The organism is Nocardioides sp. R-C-SC26 (assembly GCF_021246465.1).
Lineage (GTDB): Bacteria > Actinomycetota > Actinomycetes > Propionibacteriales > Nocardioidaceae > Nocardioides.
On the sequence record NZ_JAHRHK010000001.1, the window covers coordinates 52,084 to 72,869 of the forward strand.

18 protein-coding genes are annotated in these 20,786 nt (G+C 71.1%); 11 read left to right on the forward strand and 7 right to left on the reverse strand.

The features are described 5' to 3' along the window. Nucleotides 1-172 precede the first annotated feature (172 nt). Entirely contained in the window at nucleotides 173-2,116 is a 1,944-nt protein-coding gene (locus KSO97_RS00260; RefSeq protein ID WP_308188239.1) for an AMP-binding protein, read from the reverse strand. A gap of 190 nt (nucleotides 2,117-2,306) precedes the next feature. On the opposite strand from KSO97_RS00260, the gene KSO97_RS00265 reads away from it, so the two are divergent. Genes KSO97_RS00265 through KSO97_RS00285 form a run of 5 tightly spaced genes read left to right on the forward strand, consistent with a single transcriptional unit; the run spans nucleotide 2,307 to nucleotide 6,363 of the window. Beyond that, nucleotides 2,307-2,756 (forward strand): SRPBCC family protein, encoded by a 450-nt coding sequence (locus KSO97_RS00265; protein WP_232675775.1) that lies wholly within the window; start codon nucleotides 2,307-2,309, stop codon nucleotides 2,754-2,756. A gap of 20 nt (nucleotides 2,757-2,776) precedes the next feature. Further along, on the forward strand, nucleotides 2,777-3,985 hold the full coding sequence (locus KSO97_RS00270; protein ID WP_232675776.1) for an ArsA family ATPase: 1,209 nt from the start codon (nucleotides 2,777-2,779) through the stop codon (nucleotides 3,983-3,985). After that, nucleotides 3,982-4,434, forward strand: coding sequence for a hypothetical protein (locus tag KSO97_RS00275; RefSeq protein ID WP_232675777.1), 453 nt, complete (start codon nucleotides 3,982-3,984; stop codon nucleotides 4,432-4,434). The genes KSO97_RS00270 and KSO97_RS00275 overlap by 4 nt, the downstream gene beginning before the upstream one ends. Further along, on the forward strand, nucleotides 4,434-5,369 hold the full coding sequence (locus KSO97_RS00280) for an ROK family glucokinase (protein ID WP_232675778.1): 936 nt from the start codon (nucleotides 4,434-4,436) through the stop codon (nucleotides 5,367-5,369). Before KSO97_RS00275 ends, KSO97_RS00280 begins: the two co-directional genes overlap by 1 nt. A gap of 7 nt (nucleotides 5,370-5,376) precedes the next feature. Continuing rightward, complete coding sequence (locus KSO97_RS00285) at nucleotides 5,377-6,363, forward strand: ROK family protein (protein WP_232675779.1); 987 nt, start codon at nucleotides 5,377-5,379, stop codon at nucleotides 6,361-6,363. A gap of 8 nt (nucleotides 6,364-6,371) precedes the next feature. Here KSO97_RS00285 and KSO97_RS00290 read toward each other — a convergent pair whose 3' ends face one another. Both KSO97_RS00290 and KSO97_RS00295 read right to left on the reverse strand, forming a co-directional pair. Further along, the gene (locus KSO97_RS00290; RefSeq protein WP_232675780.1) at nucleotides 6,372-6,869 is read right to left on the reverse strand and encodes a hypothetical protein; all 498 of its coding nucleotides are present in this window, start codon (nucleotides 6,867-6,869) and stop codon (nucleotides 6,372-6,374) included. 51 nt (nucleotides 6,870-6,920) lie between these two features. Then, nucleotides 6,921-7,694: a carboxylesterase gene (locus KSO97_RS00295; protein WP_232675781.1), complete on the reverse strand. Its 774-nt coding sequence runs from the start codon at nucleotides 7,692-7,694 to the stop codon at nucleotides 6,921-6,923. 115 nt (nucleotides 7,695-7,809) lie between these two features. On the opposite strand from KSO97_RS00295, the gene KSO97_RS00300 reads away from it, so the two are divergent. Continuing rightward, the gene (locus KSO97_RS00300; protein ID WP_232675782.1) at nucleotides 7,810-8,541 is read left to right on the forward strand and encodes a 1-acyl-sn-glycerol-3-phosphate acyltransferase; all 732 of its coding nucleotides are present in this window, start codon (nucleotides 7,810-7,812) and stop codon (nucleotides 8,539-8,541) included. Nucleotides 8,542-8,562: 21 nt separating this feature from the next. Here KSO97_RS00300 and KSO97_RS00305 read toward each other — a convergent pair whose 3' ends face one another. Continuing rightward, entirely contained in the window at nucleotides 8,563-9,801 is a 1,239-nt protein-coding gene (locus KSO97_RS00305; RefSeq protein ID WP_232675783.1) for an oxygenase MpaB family protein, read from the reverse strand. A gap of 106 nt (nucleotides 9,802-9,907) precedes the next feature. Between KSO97_RS00305 and KSO97_RS00310 the strand changes: the two genes are divergently transcribed. Continuing rightward, complete coding sequence (locus KSO97_RS00310) at nucleotides 9,908-10,474, forward strand: TetR/AcrR family transcriptional regulator (RefSeq protein WP_232675784.1); 567 nt, start codon at nucleotides 9,908-9,910, stop codon at nucleotides 10,472-10,474. Between the two features lie 36 nt (nucleotides 10,475-10,510). Here the strand turns inward: KSO97_RS00310 and KSO97_RS00315 are convergent, their stop codons facing one another. Beyond that, on the reverse strand, nucleotides 10,511-13,021 hold the full coding sequence (locus KSO97_RS00315) for a TIM-barrel domain-containing protein (RefSeq protein ID WP_232675785.1): 2,511 nt from the start codon (nucleotides 13,019-13,021) through the stop codon (nucleotides 10,511-10,513). Nucleotides 13,022-13,101: 80 nt separating this feature from the next. Here KSO97_RS00315 and KSO97_RS00320 point away from each other — a divergent pair, with 80 nt between their 5' ends. Then, a complete protein-coding gene (locus KSO97_RS00320) occupies nucleotides 13,102-13,995 on the forward strand; it encodes a hypothetical protein (RefSeq protein ID WP_232675786.1) in 894 nt (297 codons plus the stop codon). A gap of 81 nt (nucleotides 13,996-14,076) precedes the next feature. On the opposite strand, the gene glpK is transcribed toward KSO97_RS00320, so the two are convergent. Both glpK and KSO97_RS00330 read right to left on the reverse strand, forming a co-directional pair. After that, entirely contained in the window at nucleotides 14,077-15,567 is a 1,491-nt protein-coding gene (gene glpK / locus KSO97_RS00325; RefSeq protein WP_232675787.1) for a glycerol kinase GlpK, read from the reverse strand. A gap of 51 nt (nucleotides 15,568-15,618) precedes the next feature. Next, nucleotides 15,619-16,440 (reverse strand): DUF1028 domain-containing protein, encoded by an 822-nt coding sequence (locus KSO97_RS00330; protein ID WP_232675788.1) that lies wholly within the window; start codon nucleotides 16,438-16,440, stop codon nucleotides 15,619-15,621. Nucleotides 16,441-16,684: 244 nt separating this feature from the next. On the opposite strand from KSO97_RS00330, the gene KSO97_RS00335 reads away from it, so the two are divergent. The 3 genes from KSO97_RS00335 to KSO97_RS00345 all read left to right on the forward strand — a co-directional run bounded on the left by KSO97_RS00335 (nucleotide 16,685) and on the right by KSO97_RS00345 (nucleotide 20,757). Beyond that, nucleotides 16,685-17,749: a 6-phosphofructokinase gene (locus KSO97_RS00335; protein ID WP_269781773.1), complete on the forward strand. Its 1,065-nt coding sequence runs from the start codon at nucleotides 16,685-16,687 to the stop codon at nucleotides 17,747-17,749. 106 nt (nucleotides 17,750-17,855) lie between these two features. Then, nucleotides 17,856-19,319 carry an APC family permease gene (locus KSO97_RS00340; RefSeq protein WP_232675790.1) on the forward strand — a complete coding sequence of 488 codons (1,464 nt, stop codon included), beginning with the start codon at nucleotides 17,856-17,858 and terminating at the stop codon, nucleotides 19,317-19,319. Between the two features lie 100 nt (nucleotides 19,320-19,419). Continuing rightward, nucleotides 19,420-20,757 (forward strand): class II 3-deoxy-7-phosphoheptulonate synthase, encoded by a 1,338-nt coding sequence (locus KSO97_RS00345; RefSeq protein WP_232675791.1) that lies wholly within the window; start codon nucleotides 19,420-19,422, stop codon nucleotides 20,755-20,757. Nucleotides 20,758-20,786: the final 29 nt, after the last annotated feature.

The window sequence follows — 20,786 nt, forward strand, 5'->3', positions numbered from 1 at the left end:
GACCAACAGAATCCTGCGACGATCCACTGTCATCCTCCCGTTCGAGCCCACGCGACGCGCGAGCACTACGCCCTCCCGGGCCAACTCTAGGGGCCCACGCGAGCGCAGTGAGGCTATCGGTAGAAATGCGTCCTACTGGAGAGTTCTGCGGCATCGCACCGCAGACGCGGGTTCAGAGGTAGAGCGCGGTGATCTCGTCGCGGAAGTCGCGCAGCACCACGTTGCGCTTCAACTTCAGGCTCGGCGTGAGGTGGCCGTCCTCTTCGGTCCAGTCCCGGGGGAGTACCTCGAACCGACGGATCGCCTCGGCGCGTGAGACCGCCGAGTTCGCCTCGTCGACGGCCTCCTGCAGGACGGCGAGCAGGTCGGGGTCGCGCACGAGGTCGGCGATGCCGCCCTTCTTCCCGCGGCCCTCGCGCCACGCGTCGAAGGCGTCCTCGTCGAGGGTCAGCAGAGCGGCGATGAACGGTCGGCGGTCGCCCACGACGAGTGCCTGGCTGACGAGCGGGTGCGCACGCAGGCGATCCTCGAGCGCCGCCGGCGCCACGTTCTTGCCCCCCGCCGTCACCAGGATCTCCTTCTTGCGACCGGTGATGCGCACGAAGCCCTCGTCGTCGATCTCGCCGACGTCCCCGGTGTGCAGCCACCCGGCGGTCAGCGCCTCGGCCGTGGCCTCCGGGTCGTTCCAGTAGCTGCTGAACACCTGACCGCCGCGCACGAGCAGCTCGCCGTCGTCGGCGATGCGCACGGCGGTGCCGGGGAGGGGGCGCCCGACGGTGCCGACCTTCTGGGCCTCGGGCAGGTTCACCGTGAGGGCCCCGGTGGTCTCGGTCAGCCCGTAGCCCTCCAGCACGGTGACACCGATGCCGCGATAGAAGTGACCGAGTCGTTCACCGAGCGGTGCACCACCGGAGATGGCGTAGGTGCAGCGGCCGCCGAGCACCTCGCGCAGGCGCGTGTAGACGAGTCGGTCGAACACCGCGTGCTGGGCGCGCAACGCCACCCCGGGGCGACCGCGCTTGGATCCGGGCTCGCTGGCTCTCGAGTAGGAGATCGCGGTCTCGGCGGCCCGCTCGAAGAGGCGGCCACGGCCGTCGGCCGTGGCCCGCTGCGAGGCGGTGTTGAAGAGCTTCTCGAACACGCGGGGGACCGCCAGCACGAAGGTGGGCTGGAAGGACTCCAGGGTCGTGGTCAGCGTCCGGATGTCGGAACTGTGCCCCAGCCGGACCCGCGCCTTGATGCTCCCGATCTGGATGATCCGGGCGAACACGTGGGCGAGCGGCAGGAACAGCAGGGTCGCGGGCTCCTCCCCGCCGTCGGCCGATCCGGCCACGCGCCCGACGCCGTCGGGCGGAGTGCCGAAGAGCGCGGCGAGCTCGGGGACCGCGACGCCGAGCTCGACCATGAAGTTGCCGTGCGTCAGCACACAGCCCTTCGGGCGTCCGGTGGTGCCTGAGGTGTAGATGATCGTGGCCGGCGACTCCGGCGTGGCCCGACGACGTCGCTCCTCGACCTGGTCCGCCGTCACCGGGTGCCCGGCGCTCTCGCTGCCGCCTCTCGAACCGAGTGCGACGAGGTCGTCGACGGCGCCGTCGTCGATGCACCACAGATGCTCCAAGGCGGGCTGGTCGTCGCGGTGCTCCTCGATCCGCGAGCGGTGCAGGTCGTGCTCGACCACGGCCGCCTTGGCGCCGGAGTCACGCAGGATCCACGCGATCTGGTCGGCGGAGGAGGTCTCGTAGACCGGCACGGTGACCGCGCCGGCGAACCAGATGGCGTAGTCCAGGAGCGTCCACTCGTACCGGGTGCTCGAGATGAGCCCGACGCGGTCGCCGGGCTCGATGCCGGCCGCCATCAGTCCGCCGGCGACCGCGACGACCTGCTCGTGGAACTGCGCTGCGGTGACGTCGAGCCACGCCCCGTCCTCGCGTCGCGCGAGCACGACCGCGTCCGGCGCCTGCCGGGCGTTGCGGACGACGTCGTCGGTGAGGTTGCCGCTCCCGGTGATCGAGCTGATCGACGTCGTCAACGGGGTGGAGTACTCGCGCACCGCGTTCTCCTCACTCATCAGCCGTGCGCGCCACCCCGCGCACTGGGTCCAGGTCGGACTCGCCACCGGGTCGCTCCCCGATGCCGGCCGGGTCGTCCTCGGGTGGAGGCCGCCGGTGCGATCGCCCGGTCGCACCGGCGTGGGCACGCTACCGCCGTCGGGAGGGATCCAGACGATCCGGTAGCCTCCCCCTGCCCGGACGGCCTCGGCCGAGACGCGGGTTCCCTGAGGTGTCGAGCTCGACTGGAGGCGCACGGTGGCAGAGCAGACGACGTCCTCGTTGGTCGTTGCGGCCGCGCCCGCCGACGTCATGGCCGTGATCGCCGACTTCGCCTCCTACCCGGTGTGGGCCAAGGGCGTGAAGGTCGCGCGCGTCACGTCGTCCTTCGGTGCCGAGCACGGCGAGCGTGCCCGCGAGGTCTACTTCGAGCTGGACGTCTCGCCGGTCCGTGATGAGTACACGTTGGCCTACGTCTGGGACGGCGACGCCCAGGTCACCTGGACGCTCGTCGAGGGGAAGCTGCTGCGCGCGCTCGACGGCGCCTACGTGCTGCGCGACCTCGGCGACGGTTCGACCGAGGTCACCTACCGGCTCGCGCTCGACGTCGCTATCCCGATGATCGGGATGATCAAGCGCAAGGGCGAGAAGATCCTCATCGACACCGCGCTCAAGGGGCTCAAGCAGCGCGTCGAGTCGCTGGGCTGATCGCCGGCAGGCAGGTCGGCGTGCGCATCGTTCTGTTCACCGGCAAGGGGGGCGTGGGCAAGTCCACCGTCGCGGCCGGCACGGCGGCGCTCTCGGCGGCCGCGGGTCATCGCACGCTGGTCCTCTCCACCGATGCCGCGCACTCGCTCGGCGACGCCTTCGGCTCCCCGGTCGGCTCCGAGCCGACGCAGGTCGCCTCAGGGCTGTTCGTCCAGCAGGTCGATGCCCAACTGCGCTTCGAGCAGTCCTGGGCCGACATCCAGCGCTACCTCCTCTCGGTGCTGGAGGTGGCCGGTCTCGACCCCGTCGCTGCCGAGGAGCTCACCGTCATCCCGGGGGCCGAGGAGGTTCTCGCGCTTCTCGAGCTGCGACTCCAGGTCCTCTCCGGGGAGTGGGACGTGATCATCGTCGACTGCGCGCCGACGGCGGAGACGCTGCGACTGCTCGCGCTCCCGGAGGCGCTGGGGTGGTACATGCAGCGGGTCTTCCCGACCCAGCAGCGCGTGATGAAGGCGCTGCGGCCGGTGCTCACCCGCGCTGCGGGGGTACCGATGCCGGGTGGCACCGTCTTCGACGCGATAGAACGTCTGCACGGTGAGCTGGACGAGGTGCACGCGATGCTCACCGGACCCGAGGCCAGCGTGCGGATCGTGATGACGCCCGAGACCGTGGTGCTGGCCGAGGCCCGCCGCAGCTACACCAGCCTCTCCCTCTTCGGATACCGCGTCGACGGCGTGGTGGCGAACCGCATCTTCCCGGCGGGGGGTTCCGACGACTGGCGTGCCGGTTGGGTGGCCGCACAGGACACCGTGCTGGCCCAGGTCGACCAGTCGTTCGCCGGACTGCCGATCTGGCGGTCGGTGTATCGGGACCAGGAGCCGGTCGGCGTCGACTCCCTGGCCACGCTGGCCCGCGCTGTCTACGGCGACGACGACCCGCTCGCGACGCCGTCCGGAGCCGGCCCGTTCCGGGTGGATCGCACGGGGGACGGTGCCGTCCTGCATCTCGCGCTCCCGTTCGTGTCCCGCACCGAGGTCGGTTTGGCGCGCAACGGTGACGAGCTCGTCGTCACCGTAGGCTCCTACCGTCGTCTGCTGACGCTGCCGGCCGGGCTCGCTCGGCTCCGCGTCGCCGGTGCCCGGGTCGAGGAGGGTGAGCTCAAGGTCCGGTTCCGTGACCCCGACGACCAGAGTCCGATCGAGACCACGAGGACAGGAGGAGCGCCGTGACGGACTTCGATCCGCCGCCCGACGGCGCGGACCAGCCGGGCGAGCCGATCGGCAGCGTGGGCGAAGAGGCAGCGAAGCTCTTCGGCGCCCTGGCCGACTGGTCGCGGCAACAGGGCAACGACCTCGGCGCAGGCGTGGCTCAGGGGCTGGGCGGGCTCGCCGGTCATGCCGCGACGTCCGCCCGCGAGATCAACGACCACGTGGCCACCGGCTCGGAGGAGTGCCTGTACTGCCCGGTCTGCCGCACCGTGCATCTCGTGCGTCAGACCACGCCGGAGGTACGGGCACACCTGACGTCCGCGGCGACGTCTTTCCTGCAGGCGGTCGTCGGCGTCCTCGCGACCCTGCCCCCGCCGCCCGGTGAGGGCGCTCGGCCTTCGGGGGTGGAGCGGATCGACCTCGAGGACGACGACTGGCCGACCACGGAGCCGCCGGGAGACCGGCCCTGATGAGCCTGACCTGCGGGATCGACGTGGGCGGCACCAAGATCGCGGGCGCCGTCGTCGACACGGCCGGGCAGATCCTGGTCGAGCGGCGGGTGGAGTCCCCTGCCGACGACGCCGAGGCCGTCGAGGAGGCGATCGCGGGACTGGTTCACGAGCTTCGCGCCCAGCACGACGTGACGGCGGTCGGCATCGGCGCGGCGGGCTACGTCGACGCGGCCCGTTCGGTGGTGATGTTCGCGCCCAACATCGCCTGGCGCGATGAGGATCTGCGGGGCGAGGTCGAGCGACGTCTCGATCTGCCCGTCGTCGTCGAGAACGACGCGAACGCCGCGGCGTGGGGCGAGTTCGCGTTCGGAGCGGGAGCTGACGTCGAGGACATGCTGATGGTCACCATCGGCACCGGCGTCGGTGGCGGCATCATCGCCGGCGGGGCGCTGTTCCGTGGCGGCTTCGGCGCGGCGGCCGAGATCGGCCACCTCCGCGTCGTTCCCGACGGTCGCCCGTGCCCGTGCGGGAACGACGGCTGTCTCGAGCAGTACGCCAGCGGATCGGCTCTCGTCGCGCGTACCCGTGAACTCGCAGAAGATCCCGCGGCGCGCGACCTGCGGGCCCGTGCCGGCGGTGACGTCGCCGCGATCGATGGTCCGATGGTGACGGCCGCGGCAGCCGACGGCGATGCCTTCGCGCTGGCCCGTGTCGCCGAGCTCGCGACCTGGCTCGGCGAGGGCATCGCCTCGCTCGTCGCCGTCCTCGACCCGGCGGTGATCGTGCTGGGCGGAGGTGTCGCCGAGACCGGTGCGCTGGTGCTCGATCCGGTGCGCAGCGCGTTCGAGGGAGCGCTCACCGGCCGCGGGCACCGACCGACCGCCGCTGTGCGGACGGCCGTCCTGGGGAATCGGGCCGGCGTGATCGGCGCGGCCGACCTCGCGAGGCGCTGAGGCCGGCATGGGCACCGCTGTCCCAGGTGGATTCGACGACGGCGGCGTGCTCGTCGGCGTCGACATCGGCGGCACCAAGGTGCTCGCGGGCGAGGTCGTCGAGGGCCGCGTCGTCCGGACGGCGACGCACCACACCCCCGGACGCCGCGTCGCGGTGAGTCTGGTCGAGGACGCGCTGACGGCGGCGGTCGAGGAGGTGGCAGGCGGACGTCGGGTGCGTGCGGTGGGTCTCGCTGCGGCGGGGTTCGTCGATGCGGCCGCCGAGCACGTCGTCTTCGCGCCACACCTGCCGTGGACCGGTGATCCGGTCCGTGCGCGTCTCGCCGATCGCTGGAAGGTCCCGGTCGCGCTGGACAACGACGCCACGTGCGCTGCCGTCGCCGAAGCCGAGCTCGGTGCCGCACGAGGCGTGACATCGGCGGTGGTCATCACCCTCGGCACGGGGATCGGCGGGGGCCTGGTGCTCGACGGACGGGTCTGGCGCGGCGCGGGTGGCATGGCGGGGGAGTTCGGCCATCAGCAGGTGGTGCCCGACGGTCGTGCCTGCGAGTGCGGGCAGAGCGGATGCTGGGAGCAGTACTGCTCGGGCAGTGCCCTGGTGCGGTTCGCCCGCAAGCGGGTGGGGGTGGAGCCGACGCGCCTCACGGAGTTGTGCGGAGGTCAGCCCGACCAGCTGACCGGGCCGATGGTCACGATGGCCGCGGAGGAGGGCGATCTGGTGGCTCGGCAGGCGTTCGGCGCGATCGGCGAGTGGCCCGGGATCGGCATCGCGGGGCTGGTCGCAGCATCCGATCCTGCCCTCGTCGTGGTCGGTGGCGGAGTGTCGGCGGCCGGCGACCGCCTCCTCGCCCCCGCGCGGGCGACGCTGGCGGAGCGGCTCGTGGGCGGCCGGCACCGCACACCACCACCCGTCGTTCCGGCCGCGTTGGGTCCTTCGGCGGGCCTCATCGGCGCGGCGGTCCTGGCCGATCGGAGCACGTCGCCCTCGCGTTGACGAACCCGCTAGATCCGCGCTCCGTCGTCGAACGGGTCCCGCGGCTCACGCGGCATCTGGGAGATCAGGTACAGGAACCCGCCGACGAAGCCCGCGACGAGGGCGTAGGCGAGCAGGGTCGGGATCTCGATCGACAGCACCAGGCAGATCAGCAGGATCGCAGGAGACCCGAAGATGCCGGCCCAGGCGGCCAGCCGGTCCGGTGTCGTGGCGGGCACCGGCGGCGGAGGTGGCGGAACGAAGCGGTCGCTGGACCAGTCGTCGTCGGGGAAGGCGTCGTCCCACGACGGACCAGCCGAACCCGACGTGGGCTCGGGCTCGGCGACGAGCGCGCTGCCGGCGCCCGGGTCGCGCTCGGTGGCGGGCGTGTCACGCGCGTCGGCGGCGCCCGCCTCGTCGTCGCGGTCGGGTTCCAGCTCGGCTCGGTCGCCGAAGTTCTCGACGATGTCGCGCCAGGCTCGGTCCTCCGACGCTCCCGGATCGCCGGGATGGCTGCGCTCGGTCACCCCGACAGCCTACGAGGTTCGACCACGCGGAGACCGTTCACCGCTGGACGATCACGCCGATGCGCCCACGCGTCCGACGAAGTCCGCCGAGGCCTCGAAGATCGTCGGCGCGTCGTGGTCGAGAGTGGCGACGTGGTAGCTGCGCGGCAGCTCGATCCTCGTCACGTCGTCGGAGGACACGCCACCGAGCACGATCGGCTCGGTGCGCTCGTCGACGACATGGTCCTGAGGTGAGCGGAAGTAGAGCAGTGGGGCGGTCACCCGCGGCAGATCGGCCACGAGCATCGGCCAGGTGGAGATGAACGAGTGGATCGCCTTGAGCGGGGTTCGGGAGTAGCCGCCCTCGCTCGCCCCGGGCAGCGCGATGTCGTCGGCGATGCCGGGGAACGAGGGCACCAAGTGCTTGAGGACGGGCAGCAGTTTGATGTCGAGACGGCCGCTGGCCAGGGCCGGGTCCACGACCATCAGGCCGGACACTCGATCGGGGTGGTCCTCGGCCAGTCGCAGGGTCAGCGCGCCGCCCATCGACAGGCCGCCGACCACGACGGCGTCGTGGTCGAGGCAGAGTTGGTCGAAGGCGCGCGAGACCTCGCCGTACCAGTCGTCCCACCGCCGGGTGTTGAGGTCCTTCCAGGTGGTCCCGTGGCCGGGCAGACGGGGCACCGCGACGCCGTAGCCGCGTTCCCCGAGGTACTCGCCCCACGGGCGCGTCGAGGCCGGCGACCCGGTGAACCCGTGGCTGAGCAGTACGCCGATCCGGCGACCGCCGGTGAGCTCGGGTCGTGCGGGAATCAGCATCGGGTCGAGGCAGGGCTGGCTCGTCACGCTCGTGATTGTGCCGCACCTCATCGACGGTCGCGTCGACCACTACCCTGTGTCGTCGGGCCTCGACGGCGTCGCCCGCGGATGTGGCAGATGGCCCAGGGAAGGGGTTCTGGAAGTGTTCTACTGGTTCCTCAAGTGGATCGCGCTCGGCCCGCTGCTGCGGGTCATCTTCCGCCCGGTGAGCGAAGGCCTGGAGAACGTGCCGGGTGAGGGGCCGGCGATCCTGGCCAGCAACCACCTCTCCTACGCCGACTGGCTGTTCATGCCGTTGACGCTCTCGCGTCGGGTCACCTTCGTCGCCAAGGCCGAGTACTTCACGACGCCGGGCATCAAGGGCTGGTTCCAGAAGCAGTTCTTCTCCGGTTCCGGCCAGGTGCCGATCGACCGCTCGGGTGCGGACGCCGCTGCCGGTGCGTTGCTCTCGGCGAAGCGGGTGCTCGGCGAGGGTGGCCTGTTCGGGATCTATCCCGAAGGCACCCGGTCCCACGACGGCCGCCTCTACCGCGGCAAGACCGGCGTCGCACGACTCGCTCTCGAGACCGGGGTCCCGGTGATCCCGACGGCGGTGGTCGGCACCGACGTCGTCGCGCCGCCCGGCAAGACCTTCGGTCGCCTGACCCGCCCCGTCGTCCGGTTCGGGACGCCGCTGGACTTCTCCCGCTACGAGGGGATGGAGAACGACCGCTACATCCTGCGGTCGGTCACCGACGAGATCATGTACGAGATCATGCGGCTCTCGGGCCAGGAGTACGTCGACAAGTACGCCCCCGCCGCCAAGGCCGAAACGAAGAAGGCCGAGGCGGCCGCGAAGGTCGAGTCGGCGGGCGAGCAGAAGCAGGTCGGCTGACCCTCGGTAAGAGCCGACGGGTCAGCGCTGGTCGCCGCGTGCCGGGTGTGGCACGCCACCGGAGGGCGAGGCGTCCACCAGGTCGTGTTGCACCCCCCAGTCGCGCCGCAGCCTCTCCATCTGCTTGGCCTGGAAGCGCTGCCCCAGGCGGGTGCGGAGGGCGAGCATCGGGGGGAGCCGGTCGAGGAGGGCGTTGACGGCGCCGAGAACTGCTCCGAGGCCGCGGATCACCGTGGTGAGCCGTGTGCGCGGGATCTGCAGGTCGTCGGCGATCTCGTCGCCGAGAAAGAGGCGCTCCATCGCGTGCACCGCCGGAAGGGAGAGGCGCTGCGCCGGCCCGGGCAGCAGCAGGTCCACCTCGGGAACCAGGAACTCACGGTTGATGCTGGCGACCAGCGAGCGGCAGTAGTCGTCGACCACGGGACGGGTCATCAGGTACAGAGCCTCGAGCCGTTCCTGATCCGCCGCGTCGCGCGGCAGGAGGCGGTCGTCGATGCCGAGAAGATGGCCGAGGTAACGCCAGCGCGCGTAGCTCGCGGCACGTTCGTGGGGCAGATGCGGGGCGCCGATCATGGCCATGCTGCGCATCGGGATGAGCGCGAACTCGATGAGGGTGTAGGCCAGGTAGGACTGGCAGATCGGTACGCCCCACGCCGTGACGTCCCACGCTGGTCGGCGCAGCAGATCGGCGCGGACGAGGGCATGGATGACGCGTACTCGAACCGTGAGCTCGAAGCCCTCGCTGAAGCGCTCGAGACCGCCCGGGGCGTTGACCGCGACCAGCCAGGAGCCGACCTCCACGGTGCGTGCTCCTGCGTTCTCGACATAGCGACCGGTCATCTCCAGAGGACGCGAGGCGGCGGAGTTGGCATAGCCGCTGAGCAGGGACGCCGCACCCAGCACGATGCCGGCCTGCCGGGTGTACCGCGGCACGTGGCGGCTGCCGTGGTCGATCCGAGCGGTGTCGACCCATGCCGGTCGAGCGTCGAGGTGCTCGAACAGTGCGCGCAATGAGAGCGGTGCATCGGGGACGGCCTCGATGCCTTGGCGGCACGCCGTGCGCAGCATCCGCATCGCCCGCCCGTGGCCGAGGTCGGCGAAGTCGGCCACGAAGGCGTCGGCCAGCGGATCGCCGTCCCACATCGCGTCGAAGTAGGTGTCGGCCGCCGCGCCGAAACGACGGCGCGCCTCGTCACGGCGTCGTAGCGACGTCGGCACCTGGCGGGAGTCGTCCCGCGCCTCGAAGACCTCAGCGACCATGACGTCAGACTAAGATGAGGAATCCTCATCTTCTATTCACTTTTTCGGGAGTACGGACATGGCCTATCGGACACGGGTCCGTCCGGTGCAGGACCGAGCCGTACAGATGCGACGCTCACTTCTCGACGCGGCCGTCGCGATCCTGGAGGCCGAGGGCTACGACCGACTCACCACGACCGCGATCAGCCGACGTGCCCACGTCAGCAGCGGAACGTTCTACCGCTACTTCAACGACAAGGCCGAGATCATGGAGGTGCTGCGCGACGAGGCCGTCGCGGCGATCTCCGACGATCTGATGGTGGGTGTCGTCGCAGCTCTCGACCTCGACGTCGAACCCGCACTCGAACGCGTCGTGGAGACTCTGATCGACGGGTTCGAGGCCCACCGCGCGGTGATCCTCGCGATCATCAACCAGATGCCGGCCGGCAACAACGCCAACATCCTCCCCGAGGTCGAGGCGCAACTGCGTCAACTCGCCTCCCTGCTCCCACGTCGGCACCTGCCGGACCTCGACGAGGACGGCCTCGACGCGGTCGTGTTCATGACGATGGGCGTGCTCGTCTCGACGTGCCTGCGGATCGCCCTGCAGCGTCCGGCTCACGTCGAGCGAGAGCGCTTGGTGGCGATCGCCGTCGGCATGCTCGCGGGTGGCATGGTGGCCGCCCGCGCCTGACGCCGGCGCTCCCGACCCGGACCCTGCGATCGGGGATCAGCAGGAGACGACGCGCACCACGCCCCGCGTCAGTCGCACCCGGAAGTCGAGCACCTGGCCGCCGTTCTCGATCCGCCATGCCGAGGGAGGCAGGGGTTTGCCGTCCACCCGGACGCCGCAGACGTCGATCGGGCGGCGCAGCGTCGCGAGCGAGACCTGCGCGGTGTAGGTGCGCGCCCGCCGTCCGGCGATCTCCAGTCTCCAGCCGGCACCGTCCTCCACCGAGGTGAGGCGTTCCCCCCTGCCGAATCGGGTGACGCTGCGGCCGCGAGGGAAGGCGAGCAGCTGCATGCGGTCGGCTCGCTCGCGCGCGCTCACGACGTCGCCGGCGCGACCGAAGTCGGTGAGGGTGTCGACGTCGGGGTCGAGCATCGCGAGCACGGCGCCGGCGCGCACGAGCAACGGCAGCTGGTCGCGGGGAGCGGGCACGGTGACCCGCCGGAGACGCGCGTCGCTGCCCCGCAGCAGCCGTGCGGCGCCGAGGTCGAGGTCGCGGGTGGCGTCGCGGTAGCGCGTGGAACTGCCGAGATCGACCCACGTGCCACCGGGCAGGGCGAGCTCGCGTCGGGTGGCACCGGGGCTCAGGACCGGAGCGACGAGCATGTCGGGCCCGAACATGAAGACGTCGTCCTGATCGCTGGCGGCGGACGTCGGGTGGGTGAGCACGAGGTGGCGCATGATCGGCAACCCGGTTCGCAGGTAGGTGCGGTGCGCCTCCAGCAGGTAGGGCGCGAGCTGGGTACGCAGGGCGCCGTATCTCCGCCAGGTGGTGAGGTGTGGCTCCTCCCAGACCAGCGGGCGGTCCTTGTCGGGCACCTCGACGCCGTCGTTCTTCGCCCGCATCACGCCGCTGAAGGCTCCGAGCTGGATCCAGCGGTCGAGCAGCTCGTCACCGAGAGAGACCGTGCCGAGGGCGAAGAACCCACCGATGTCGGAACCCCAGACACCGATACCGCTGAGACCCGAGCTCAGCCCGGCCGTCACGACCGAGCGCAGGCCGTCGAAGCCCCAGATGCTGGTGGGATCGCCGCCCCACACGACCGGTGAGCACCGCACGGACCCCGTCCAACCGGACCGCACGAACCGGACGATCGGACGGTCGACGTCGGCGACCATGCGCTGGGTCTGGCAGTGGTAGTCCCGCGCGTAGGCGTTGTGCAGCTCGCTGCCGGTGCGACCGCGCTCGTCGACGGCGACCGGCGGGGTGTACTCGCCGAAGTCCTCCATCCACCCGTCGTGACCGTGCGCCACCATCCGGTCGACGATCCGCCCGTAGTGCTGGTCGATCTTCGGGGAGGTGAAGTCGAACTGGGTCAGCGGCCGCACGGTGAACTGGGCTCCGCCGACATAGGCCGGGTAGACGAACGGGACGCCGCCGACCGTCTTCTGCACAGCACCGTCGGCGAGCGCTGGCTCGAACACCTCGCGGTACTCGGTGCACAGCAGCGGATTGATGTAGGTCAGGATCGCCAGGCCGCGCCGATGCATCCAGGCGGAGCGGGCCGTCTCCTTCGCGCCCAGGCCGCGGTCGGCACCGCAGGGCAGGTAGCGCATGTGGGTTTCCGCGACCGAGACGGGGGCACGACCCCGCTGCATGGCGAGGATCGCGCCGCGCTCCTCGCGCGGCTCGACGTAGTCGGCCTGCCCGGTCTGCACCCACGGCCCGAACATCCAGGGGGCGCCGACGTCGGGTTGACGGCCGACGGCCGCGCTGAAGCGACGCAGAGCGTCAGCAGGTCGAGGACCGCCGAAGACCTGCCACCGGGCGTCGTCGGACTCCACCACCGTGCGCCAGCGGCTCCCGCCCGAGGCGTTGAAGTCGAAGGTGCTGGTGTGGTCGTTGCGCACGAGCACCCCGTAGCCACGGCTGGAGAGGACCCACGGGATCGGGAAGTAGGTGGAGTCGCGTCGGGTGCCGAATCCCCACAGCGGCACGGTGGGCGCCACCACCAGCTGCTCGGTCCGGTACGGCCCGTCCTCGACGTAGTTGCGCACGCGCGTGCCGCGCCGCTCCACGTGGTCGTTGCGTTCGCCGGTGCCGTAGAAGCGCTCGCCGGGCGCCATGGGCCAGTCGAGTCCGATCGAGAGCACCGGACGGAGCGACCCGACGACCTGGGTCCTCAGCGTGAGCGACTCCTGGGCCCCACGTGCCAGCGTGAGCCGCACCGTCGCGAGGGGGTCGGACGTCGTCAACGTCGCGACGAGCGATCCGCCGGTACGCCGGACGTCGCGGACGCCGGTGACCAGTGCGCCGCCGAGGGCCGTGGTGATCCGGACGCGCCCGTCGCGAAGCACCGGTCGGCCGGCGTCGGTCACGTTCAAGGCGCCGCTCGGGGCCACCGCGACGTCGAGGCGGCCGGCGTCGAAGAGCGCCTCGTTCGCGGCCGAGGGTGCACCCGACTCCGCCGAGGCGGGCCCGGCCAGTGGCGGCTGCGCGAGCAGACTCGTCACGAGGCCGAGGGAGAGCGCGGCCAGGGCCGCGGGAACGAGGCGGGGGAGCAGCGTCACACCCGATGAACGACGCCGTCTGCCGCACGTTATGTGCCCGAGACGTCTCGGTGCGTCCGGGCAGTGCCAGACTCGGGCGGGTGAGCGCGCTCCTCGACATCGCCGATGAGCTCTACGCGGTCCCGATCACCGAGTTCACCGCCGACCGCGACGCTCGTGCGAGGGCGGCCAAGGCCACGGACAACGAGCTCGCCGCGGCGGTGAAGTCACTGCGCAAGCCGTCGACGGCGGCATGGGTGATCAACCTGCTCACGCGCCGCGACCCCGACGGCGTGCGCGAGCTGCTCGCCGTCGGCGAGGCGCTGCGGGCCGCTCAGTCGGCCATGTCCGCTGAGGAGCTGCGGGCCCTGACCCGCCAGAGGCGTCAGCTGACCGCGGCGATCACCCAGCAGGCCAGGTCGTTGGCGCGTGAGGAGGGCGTGCGGACGACCGAGGCCGTGGCGGACCAGGTCGAGGGCACGCTGACCGCCGCGATGCTCTCCCGCGGCTGCGCCGAGGCAGTTCGCAGCGGACTGCTCGTCTCCACGTTCGCCACGACGGGTCTGGACGAGGTCGATGTCCGGGCTCACGTGGCGCTCGCCGAGGCGCTCGGGCATGCGGCCACGCCGCGGGACCCTGTCGGCCACGAGCCGCCACCGCGCCCCGAGCTGCATCTGGTGCCCGACCCCGACGCCGACGCGAAGGCCCGCGCCGCGGCGGAGGAGGACCTGGTCGAGGCCCGGCGGGCACTGACCGACGCGGAGTCCGAGCGTGACCAGGTCCGGGTCACCGTCGAGGACCTCAAGGCCCGTCAGCTCCAGGTGGAGTCGGAGATCGACGAGCTGCGTCGTCGCATCGCGGACCTGGAGTCGGTCTACGACGACGTCGACGACGATCTCGGCGACGCCGAGGCCGCACTCGCCGAGGCCGAGGAGGTGCTGGCGGAAGCGCGTGAGGTCGCCGACGCCGCGCAGGCCGCCGTGACGCGCCTCTGACGCGGGCGTCGGACGTGACGATCGCGTGACCCCCACGCCGTCAGAGCGCCTCGACGGGTGGTCGATGTGTCGCCCGGTGGGTCAGCCGGCCCAGCCTTTGCTGCGCTCGACGGCGTCGCGCCACCGGACGTGGGCGGCGTCGGCGGCCTCGCGCGATCCCGCCGTCGGTTCGAAGGTGCGCTCGAGCTGCCAGGTGGCGCGCAGCGCGTCGGTGGAGTCCCACACGCCGGTGCCGAGACCGGCGAGGAACGCCGCGCCCAAGGCCGTCGTCTCGACCAGCCGGGGACGCTGCACGTCGACGCCGAGCTGGTCTGCCTGGAGCTGGCACAGCAGGTCGTTGGCCGCCGCGCCGCCGTCGACGCGCAGCGTCGCGCGCGACTCCGGTGAGCCCATGGTGTCGATGACGTCGCGCACCTCGAACGTGATCGCCTCGAGGGTGGCGCGCACGATGTGGGCGCGGGTCGTGCCGCGCGTGATGCCGATGATCAGGCCGCGCGCGTGCGGATCCCAGTCGGGCGCGCCGAGGCCGGTCAGCGCGGGCACGAACACGACGCCGTCGGTGGTGTCCACGGTCGCTGCGATCGCCTGGGTCTCGGCGGCCGAGCCGACGATCTGCAGCCCGTCGCGCAGCCACTGCACCGCCGCTCCCGTGACGAAGATCGAGCCTTCCAACGCGTACGTCGTCTCACCGGACGGCGAGCGCCAGGCGGCCGTCGACAGCAGGCCGGCGTCGGAGCGCTCGACCACGGTGCCCGTGTTGGTCAGGATGAAGGAGCCGGTGCCGTAGGTGCACTTGGCCTCGCCGGGTTCGAAGCAGGTCTGTCCGAACAACGCCGACTGCTGATCCCCGGCGATGCCGGCGATCGGAAGCTCCAGGTCCAGGAAGGAACGTGGATCGGTCACCGCGATCTCACCCCAGCTCGGCACCACCTCCGGGAGCGCGTCCATCGGCACGCCGAGCAGGTCGCAGAGCTCGGCGCTCCATGCGCCCGCGGCGAGGTCGAACAGCAGCGTCCGGGAGGCGTTGGAGACGTCGGTGACGTGGTGCACGCCGCGCGTCATCCGCGCGATCAGGTAGGAGTCGACGGTGCCGACGGCGTAGCGCCCCGACTCCACGAGGGCCCAGGTGTGCGGCTCGTGCTCGGCGATCCAGCGCAGTTTCGTGCCCGAGAAGTAGGGGTCCAGTCGGAGGCCGGTGAGCTCGGCGACGCGGTCCTCGTGACCGGCACCGCGCAGCTCGGTGCAGATCTGCGCCGAGCGCCGGTCCTGCCACACGATCGCACGACGTGGCGCGCCGAGGGTGTCACGATCCCAGAGCACCACCGTCTCGCGCTGGTTGGTGATGCCGACCCCGGTGAGCGTGCTGCGGTCGACCTCGCGCAGCGCGGCTCGCGTCGCCTCCAGCGTGGCCTGCCAGATCTCCTCCGGCGCGTGCTCGACCCAACCGGGGTGGGGGAAGTGCTGGGCGAACTCCTGGTAGCCCTTGGCGACGATGTCGCCGTCGGCGGAGACCACGACGGCGGTCACGCCGGTCGTGCCGGCGTCGATGGCCAGGACGGTGGGGGTCGACACGGTGGGAGTCTCCTCGTCGTGGGGTGCGGTGGAGGTCGAGGCCGTCGGACGTCAGGCCGGGTGGTCGTCGCGCACGATCGCCAGCACCCGCTCGTCGATCCATTCCAGGTCGTCGGCGACACGCATCTCGTAGTTCTCCATGCCGACCCAGGTGCGGAAGTCGGGGTGGCCCTGCTCGCGCGCGAACCGCTCGAGCTCGGAGGCGAGCGCGTCGTCGACGGCGACCTTCTCGGCGTCGGTGGAGGCCACCAAGTAGAGCGCGTGCAGGTCGAGCAGACGGCCGAGCTCGTCGATCGGGGTCGCATGGTCGTCGACGCGCAGATCGACGGCGACGTCGTCGCCGCCGTCGTAGCCCGCACCATCCTGCACCACCATCAGTGCCGCCGACTGACGCCCGCGCAGGTCGCCGCCGGCGGCGCCACCGGCGGCGAGTGCGGCCAGCAGACGGTCGGCGAACCGCAGGTGCTCACCGGCCAGCCATGCCGTCTCCATCGCCTCGACGACGGCGCTGCCGACCAGGCAGTTCCCCTGGATCGCGTAGCCGGGGCCGAGGGTGCCGCCGGCCCAGTGCACACACGCGGCTCCGGTGTGCGATGCCGAGCCGCCATCGACGTCGACGAGGCCGACCTGGCGGTGGTCGCGACCGTCGTCCTCCTCCAGAAGGCGTTGCAGCGCGATCTCGGCGGTGGCGCCCTCATCGAGATGCGAGAGCGCGAGACCCTTGTAGGCGACGTTGGCCAGCGCCTGGGTCGCGAGCGCGCCGACCTGGGCGACTGCGGCGGGGACCACCGACCCGACCGCCAGGAACTTCGAGGCGACCGCGACGCCCCAGGACTCGCCGTCGTCGGAGCGCGCCACGATCGAGAAGGTCATGTGCCGACCTTAGTGTCGTGAGCACGAAGCTCCTGGACGGTCGGCGCCGCGATGGCACCCACTTTCCGCGTTGGCAGAGGTGAGGTGCACCCGGCAGCCCTGCGCGAAGCCGCCGTGCGATGCACGCACCCTGACGACGTGAGCCATCCGGCTACGTCGCGCCCGCGACCCTGGGGCGCAGAGCGTCGGAACCGGAGCCGGTGACGGATGCCGTCGCACGTGCTTTGCTAGACGCGACGGCGATATGAACGATCCAAGGAGGCTGGCTGTGCGCGTGGGAGTTCTCACCGGGGGTGGTGACTGTCCGGGGCTGAACGCCGTGATCCGAGCTGTGGTGCGCAAGGGGGTGCAGGAGCACGGCTTCGAGTTCGTCGGCTTCCGCGATGGCTGGCGCGGCCCGCTGGAGGGCCTGACGATGCCGCTCGGCGTCGAGCAGTGCCGGGGCATCCTGCCTCGCGGCGGCACCATCTTGGGCTCGTCGCGGACAAACCCGTTCAAGGTCGAGCGTGGTGTCGAGCAGATCACCGACAACCTGGCGGCGGCCGGCGTCGACGCGCTCGTCGCGATCGGCGGGGAGGACACCCTCGGCGTCGCGACCAAGCTCGCCGACCTGGGAGTCCGCGTCGTCGGCGTACCCAAGACCATCGACAACGACCTCTCCGGCACCGACTTCACCTTCGGCTTCGACACCGCGGTCAACATCGCGACCGAGGCGATCGACCGACTGCACACCACCGCGGAATCCCACCACCGGGTGCTGGTCGTGGAGGTGATGGGCCGTCACGCCGGGTGGATCGCGCTGCACGCGGGCATCGCCGGGGGCGCGAGCGCCGTGCTGATCCCCGAGCAGCCCTTCGACATCGAGCGTGTCTGCGCGTTCGTGGAATCCCGCTTCGAGACCGAGTACGCGCCGATCATCGTCGTCTCCGAGGGCGCTGTGCCGGTCGACGCCGGGCCAGGTGAGCAGGGCATGACGTTGCAGTCGGGCGAGGTCGATGCGTTCGGGCACGTCCGACTCGGCGGTATCGGGGACCGTCTCGCCAGCGAGATCGAGCACCGCACCGGCAAGGAGGCACGCGCGGTCGTGCTCGGCCATGTCCAGCGCGGCGGCACGCCGACGGCGTTCGACCGCTGGCTGGCCACCCGGTTCGGTCTGCACGCCATCGACGCCGTCGCCGAGGGCGACTTCGGCGTGATGGTCGCGCTGCGGGGCACCGACATCGTGCGCGTCCCGCTCATCGAGGGCACCGGCGAGCTCAAGCTGGTGAGCGCCGAGGAGTACGCCGAGGCGCAGGTCTTCTTCGGCTGACGGGTCGCGGTCGGACTCCACCCGCGGGGGTACTTCCGATCCCGGCGGCGCCAGAGGATCCTGTCCGGTTGGACGCGCTCGGCGTCCCGAAGACGGAGGAGGCCCCATGTCCACCACGACGGCGGAGCACCACTCGGGCGAGGCAGGGTCGGGCGAGCCGGAGCTGAAGCGGGTCCTGGGGCCCAAACTGCTGCTCCTCTTCATCGTCGGTGACATCCTCGGCGCCGGCGTGTACGCCGTTACCGGTCAGATGGGCGGCGAGGTCGGCGGCCTGGTGTGGCTGCCGTTCCTGTGCGCGTTCGTCGTGGCGACGCTCACCGCACTCTCCTACCTGGAGCTGGTGACGAAGTACCCGCAGGCCGCGGGGGCGGCGCTGTACACGCACAAGGCGTTCGGCGTGCACTTCCTGACGTTCCTCGTGGCCTTCGCCGTGGTGTGCTCCGGCGTCACGAGCGCGTCCACCTCGGCCAAGACGCTCGCCGACAACCTCACCGGGGGCCTGGAGGTCAACGGGTGGATCGACGGCGCCGGCTCCGGCACGATCACCGCGATCGCGATGGGCTTCATGATCCTGCTGGCGCTGATCAACCTGCGCGGAGTGGGTGAGAGCGTCAAGTTCAACGTCGTGCTGACCCTCATCGAGGTGCTGGCTCTGTGCATCGTGATCGGCGTGGGGTTCTACGCGATGTCGCGCGGCACCGGCGATCTCGGCGAACTCGTCACCTTCCACGACTACGAGGACCGCGGTCTGTTCCTCGCGGTGACGGTGGCGACGTCGATCGCCTTCTTCGCCATGGTCGGCTTCGAGGACGCCGTGAACATGGTCGAGGAGACCAAGGAGCCCGAGCGGATCTTCCCCCGCACCATGCTGACCGGTCTGGGCATCGCCGTGCTGCTGTACATGCTCGTGGCCGTGTCGGTGGTCAGCGTGCTGACCGCGCCGGAGCTGAAGGAGATCTCCGACGCCGAGGGCCGCGCGCTGCTCGAGGTCGTCTCCAAGGGAGCTCCGGACTTCCCGATCGACAAGGTGTTCCCGTTCCTTGCCGTCTTCGCGGTCGCCAACACCGCGTTGATCAACATGCTCATGGCGAGCCGACTGATCTACGGGATGGCACGGCAGAACGTGCTCCCGGCGAGTCTGGGGCGTGTGCTGCCCGGACGGCGGACCCCGTGGGCGGGCATCGCCTTCACCACGCTGCTCGCGCTCGGCCTGATCTGGTGGGTCACCGCCGACACCGAGAGCAACGTGGTCGCGAGTCTCTCGAACGTGACCGCGTTCCTGCTGCTCTGCGTGTTCGCCATCGTCAACGTCGCCTGCATCGTGCTGCGCGGTCGTCGCCACGAGACCGGCAAAACGTTCTTCACCTCACCGGGGCAGCTCCCGGTGGTGGCGGCACTGCTCTGCGTCTTCCTCGCGGGTCCCTGGGTCGACCGCGACGGCGAGGTGTACCGGATCGCGGGCGTGTTGATGCTCATCGGGGTGGGCCTGTGGGTCCTCACCTACGCGATCAACAGGGCGACCGGCCAGGGCGACAGCGATTTCGAGGACGTCGCGTCACTGGGGGAGTAGCGGTCGGACCGGGGAGGGGGCCTTCCGGCATCCGACCTGCCCGACGCGTTCTCGCAGTGCCGGGTCGGCGTCGAGCGCCGGGCGCGACTAGATTTGGCGGGTGAGCTTCCCCGACCTCGCCAGCCTGCATGCCCTCGGTGCCGCCCAGCAGCCGACCTATCCCGACCAGGGTGCTGTCGACGCGGTCGTCGCCGAGCTGACGACGGCACGCCCGCTGGTGTTCCCGGCGGAGTGCGACGAGCTCACCGACAAGCTGGCCGCGGTCGCGCGTGGGGAGTCGTTCCTGCTCCAGGGTGGCGACTGCGCCGAGACGTTCGCCGGCGTGACCGCCGACAACACCCGCAACAAGCTCCGGGTGCTGCTGCAGATGGCCGTCGTGCTGACCTACGCGGCATCGGTACCGGTGGTGAAGCTCGGGCGCCTCGCCGGGCAGTACGCCAAGCCGCGCTCCTCCGACAACGAGACCCGCGACGGCGTGACGCTGCCGGCCTACCGCGGTGACGCCGTCAACGGCTTTGACTTCACCGAGGCCTCCCGAGTTCCAGACCCCGCTCGTCTGCTGGAGGTGCATCGCACCTCGGCGGCCACGCTGAGCATGATCCGAGCCTTCATCAACGGCGGCTACGCCGATCTGCGTCAGGTGCACACCTGGAACACCGACTTCGTCGCCTCCTCGCCCGCCGGGCAGCGCTACGAGGCGCTGGCTCACGAGATCGACCGTGCGATGGCGTTCATGACGGCCATCGGCGCGGACCCCGACGAGTTCCACTCGGTCGACTTCCACATCTCCCACGAGGCTCTCGTGCTCGAGTACGAGCACGCGATGACGCGGATCGATGCGCGCAGCCAGGGCCACTACGACCTCTCGGGCCACTTCCTGTGGATCGGTGAGCGCACCCGTCAGCTGGACAAGGCCCACGTCGAGCTGTTGAGCCGGGTGCGCAATCCGATCGGCGTCAAGCTCGGCCCGACGACGTCCGCCGACGACGCGCTGGCGCTCGCCGCGGCACTGAACCCCGACAACGTGCCGGGCCGGCTCACCTTCATCACCCGCTTCGGTGCCGGCAGGATCCGCGAGGGCCTGCCGCCGCTGGTGGAGAAGGTCAGCGCCGCCGGTCTCCAGGTCGCCTGGGTGTGCGACCCCATGCACGGCAACACCTTCGAGGCCAGCAGCGGTTACAAGACCCGCCGCTTCGACGACGTCATCGAGGAGGTGCAGGGCTTCTTCGACGTCCACCACCAGGCGGGCACCTGGCCGGGCGGCGTGCACGTCGAGCTCACCGGCGACGACGTCACCGAGTGCGTCGGTGGTGGCGAGGAGCTCGCCGAGGTCGACCTCGGCAACCGCTACGAGTCCGTGTGCGACCCGCGCCTGAACCGGGTGCAGTCGCTGGAGCTGGCGTTCCTCGTCGCGGAGATGCTACGTCGGTCGCGCTGACGACAGGCCCCGATCGATAGGCGGGACCG